The organism is Hansschlegelia beijingensis (assembly GCF_045505405.1).
Lineage (GTDB): Bacteria > Pseudomonadota > Alphaproteobacteria > Rhizobiales > Methylopilaceae > Methylopila > Methylopila beijingensis_A.
Genome location: NZ_JBJKEX010000302.1, coordinates 1 through 3,750 on the forward strand (window position 1 = coordinate 1; position 3,750 = coordinate 3,750).

Sequence of the window (3,750 nt, forward strand, 5' to 3'; positions counted from 1 at the left end):
GACGCCGTGCTGCGGCGCCGGCTTCGGGAGGGCGGGCTGCGGGTGGAGGCCGCGCGGATCGTGGAGGCCCAGACGAAGGACGCCGCCATCGAGGTGACGATCCAGCTTCGCGGCGGCCGGTTCGAGACCCGCGAGTACGACGCGGTGGCGCTCGCGACCGGCCCGGCGCACCGCGATCTGGTCGAGACCGACCCGCTGTTCTTCGAACTGCATCGAAGCGGCCTGATCACGCTCGATGACGTCGGGCTCGCGCTCGCGGTCGACGGGCGAAGTCGGGCGGTCGGCCGCGGCGGCCGCGTGCGGCCGACGTTCTGGATCGCCGGCCCTCTCGCGCGGGACGCCTTCGGCGAACTGATGGGTCTGCCGGAGGTCGGGCGGCACGCGGAGGAAGTCGCCGGCGACGTCATCCGCAGCCATGCGCGCAGGGTCGCGGAGGCCCGCGTCGTCGCCTGAAGCCATCCTGTCGCAGGAGGTTGTTGTCCCACGCCGACCGCCTATCTCGCGGTCTCGCGACGCGGGGGGCGTCACGCAAGATTGAGGCCCATCACGGGAAGCCCAATTGTGCCGATCGGGCGCCGTGATTATCCCCGACGTACGCAGATCCGACGGCCCGGCCGTCCGCGAACGCGGGAGAGTGACGAGATGACCGCCATGTCGCGCAGAACCATCCTGGCGGCCGCAGCCGCCGCGTCGGCTGCCTCCGGGGTCGCATCCGGAACCGCGAGAGCCGCCGCGCCTGCCGCCGGACGGCAGGCGCCGGGCGTCTACCGCTACAATGTCGGCTCGTTCGAGGTGACGGCGCTGACCGACGGCGTCGCCCGCCGCCCGCTTGACGCCTCCTTCGTCCGCAACGCACCGGTCGAGGACGTCAGGCAGGCGCTCGACCAGGCGTTCCTCAGCACCGACAAGGTCTCGATCCCCTTCACCTGCGTGGTCGTCAACACCGGCGGCAGGCTCGTGCTGATCGACGCCGGCACCGGGGGCTTCCTGGCCCCGACGGCAGGGCAGCTCTACGAGAACATGGCGGCCGCGGGCGTCGACCCCAAGGCCATTGACATGCTTCTGGTCTCGCATTTCCACCCCGACCACATCGCCGGTCTGCGCCTCAAGGACGGGACCGCCGCCTTCCCGAACGCCGAAGTGCTGGTCCCCCAGGCCGAGTGGGCGTTCTGGATGGACGAAGGCCAGATGAGCCGCGCCCCGGACGCGCTGCAGCCCGCCTTCAAGATGGTTCGCCGGGTGTTCGAGCCGATGGCCCGGGAGGTCCGCAAGTTCGAGCGCGAAGCGGAGCTCACGCCGGGCATCACGGCGCTCCCGGCCCCCGGACACACGCCCGGCCACACCGCCTTCCGCCTGAGCTCGGAAGGCAAGGACCTGATCATCTGGTCCGACGTCACGAACCACCCTGCCCTGTTCGTCCGGAACCCCGGATGGCATGCGGTGTTCGACATGGATCCCGAACTCGCGGAAACGACGCGCCGCCGGATGCTGGACATGGTGGCCGCCGACCGGCTGCCGATCGCCGGCTACCACTTCCCCTTCCCGGCGGTGGGCCACATCGCGCGCCGCGGCACGAGCTACACCTTCGTTCCGGTGATGTGGGACGCGGCGCTCTAGGCCTTGAACCCTCCCGCGGATGGACGAACGGCTCCGGCCCCGTGTAAGCACGGGCGGCCCGGAGTCCTGTCGAGCCAATCCCGATCCAGATGAGCGCGAACCGGCCGATCGAACGCATCGCCTTCGCGGCGAGCGCCACGGAAGACGCGCAGGCGGCGCGCGCCGCGCTGGCGGCCCGCTATGGCGAGGCGTCGCTCGACGACGCGCAGGTGGTGGTCGCGCTTGGCGGCGACGGCCAGATGCTGCTGACGCTGCACGAGGTGATGGGCCGCGGCCTGCCGATCTACGGCATGAACCGCGGCTCCGTCGGCTTTCTGATGAACGAGTATTCGGAGGAGGCCCTGCCGGAGCGGATCGCCGCGGCCGAGCGCGCCGTGATCCACCCGCTGACCATGCGGGCGCGCGACTGCGAGGGGCGGGTCCACATCTCCAAGGCGATCAACGAGGTCCAGCTGTGGCGGCAGACCTACCAGGCCGCCAAGCTCCGGGTGGAGGTCGACGGCAAGGTGCGCCTGGCCGAGCTGACCTGCGACGGCATCCTCGTCGCCACCCCGACGGGATCGACCGCCTACAACCTCTCCGCTCACGGCCCTCTGCTGCCGCTCGCGAGCCCGCTTCTCGCGATGACGCCGATCTCGCCCTTCCGTCCGCGGCGGTGGCGCGGCGCGCTGCTGCCGGACCGCGCCGCGGTGGCGATCGAGGTGCTGGAGCACGAGAAGCGGCCGGTGGCGGCCGTCGCGGACAACAGCGAGTTCCGCGACATCCGGCGGGTCGAGATCGCGCTCGACCGCAAGACCAGCCTGACCATGCTGCACGATCCCGGCCACGGCCTCGACGAACGGATACTGGCCGAACAGTTCGGCTGGTGACGCCGCACACTCGGCGTTAAGGACGTTGGCGGATCATCCCAGACCGAGATGGTCCGCGTCGATTTCACCAAGCTTCGAATCCTCGTCGTCGACGACAACGCGCATATGCGCCGCATCGTCCGGACGCTGCTGCACGGGTTCGGCTCGCGCGAGGTCTACGAGGCCGAGGACGGCGCCGCGGGCCTCGAGATGTTCACCACGCATCTGCCGGACATCATCATCGTGGACTGGGCGATGCCGATCTTCGACGGCATCGAGCTGACCAGCCTGATCCGGCGGCCGGACAGCGCGGTGAACCCCTATGTGCCGATCATCATGCTCACCGGGCATTCCGAGAAGAGCAAGGTGATGCGCGCGCGGGACGCCGGGGTGACCGAGTTCCTGTGCAAGCCGATCTCGGCGAAGTCGCTGCACCAGCGCCTGCTCAACTGCGTGCTCAACCCGCGCCCCTTCATCAAGACACGCGACTATTTCGGCCCGGACCGCCGTCGCAACATCTCCGGCGTGTACAGCGGGCCAGAGCGCCGCACATCGAACGACGCCGTGGTGGCCGATCCGGGGGCCAAGCGGCTGCGCGATAGCGCATTGTCCTGAGGCGAGCCCAGATGCCGCACACGCCCCTCGATCCGCCGCTCGACGTCGAATGGCGCAAAATCGACGCCGAGGTGTTCTCCGACCACACGGTGCTGCATCCGCCGAACCGGCTGAAGGAGCGGGCCACGCAGTTGATCGGGCCGCGCGGCCCCGGCGAGGCCGAAGCCGTTCATCGCGCCGAACGGGCGCTCGGAATGCTGTCCCAGGAATTCGCCTCCTGGATGGACGCCGAGATCGAGCGCCTCGAGGAGGCGCGCAAGGCCTTCGCGACGCAGTCTTCCCAAGGCGCCGCGGACGCGCTCTATCGCGTGGCCCATGACCTGCGCGGACAGGCCGCGACGCTCGGCTACCCGCTCGCCGGCGAGATCGCCGAGGGGCTTTGCGTCTTCATCGAGCGGCTCGAGGAAAGGCCGCTCCCGCAGGCCGTCGTCGACCGGCACGTCGAGTCGATCCGCGCGATCGTACGGCAGGATGTGCGCGGCCGGGACAACCCGCTCGGCGTGGCGCTGACGCTCAGGCTCGCCCAGCTGCGCGCCCAGTACGCTCCGGGGATCCGGGCCGAGTAGTCCCCGGCCTCAGGCGGCGCGCGCCACGTCCGGAGCCGCCGCATAGCCGCGTACGGCCCGGATCTTCCGGGCTTCCAGCCGGTCGAGGCCTTCGCGTTCTGACT

4 protein-coding genes and 1 pseudogene are annotated in these 3,750 nt (G+C 70.4%); all 5 read left to right on the forward strand.

Annotated elements, in window-relative coordinates; translation table 11 throughout:
* A pseudogene (locus ACIKT0_RS14750) lies at positions 1-453 on the forward strand (FAD/NAD(P)-binding protein); the annotation flags it as partial.
* 189 nt (positions 454-642) lie between these two features.
* Positions 643-1,617 carry an MBL fold metallo-hydrolase gene (locus ACIKT0_RS14755; protein WP_407106070.1) on the forward strand — a complete coding sequence of 325 codons (975 nt, stop codon included), beginning with the start codon at positions 643-645 and terminating at the stop codon, positions 1,615-1,617.
* 89 nt (positions 1,618-1,706) lie between these two features.
* The gene (locus tag ACIKT0_RS14760; RefSeq protein ID WP_407106071.1) at positions 1,707-2,486 is read left to right on the forward strand and encodes an NAD kinase; all 780 of its coding nucleotides are present in this window, start codon (positions 1,707-1,709) and stop codon (positions 2,484-2,486) included.
* Positions 2,487-2,534: 48 nt separating this feature from the next.
* Positions 2,535-3,080, forward strand: coding sequence for a response regulator (locus tag ACIKT0_RS14765; protein ID WP_407106072.1), 546 nt, complete (start codon positions 2,535-2,537; stop codon positions 3,078-3,080).
* 11 nt (positions 3,081-3,091) lie between these two features.
* Complete coding sequence (locus ACIKT0_RS14770) at positions 3,092-3,646, forward strand: Hpt domain-containing protein (protein WP_407106073.1); 555 nt, start codon at positions 3,092-3,094, stop codon at positions 3,644-3,646.
* Positions 3,647-3,750 lie beyond the last annotated feature (104 nt).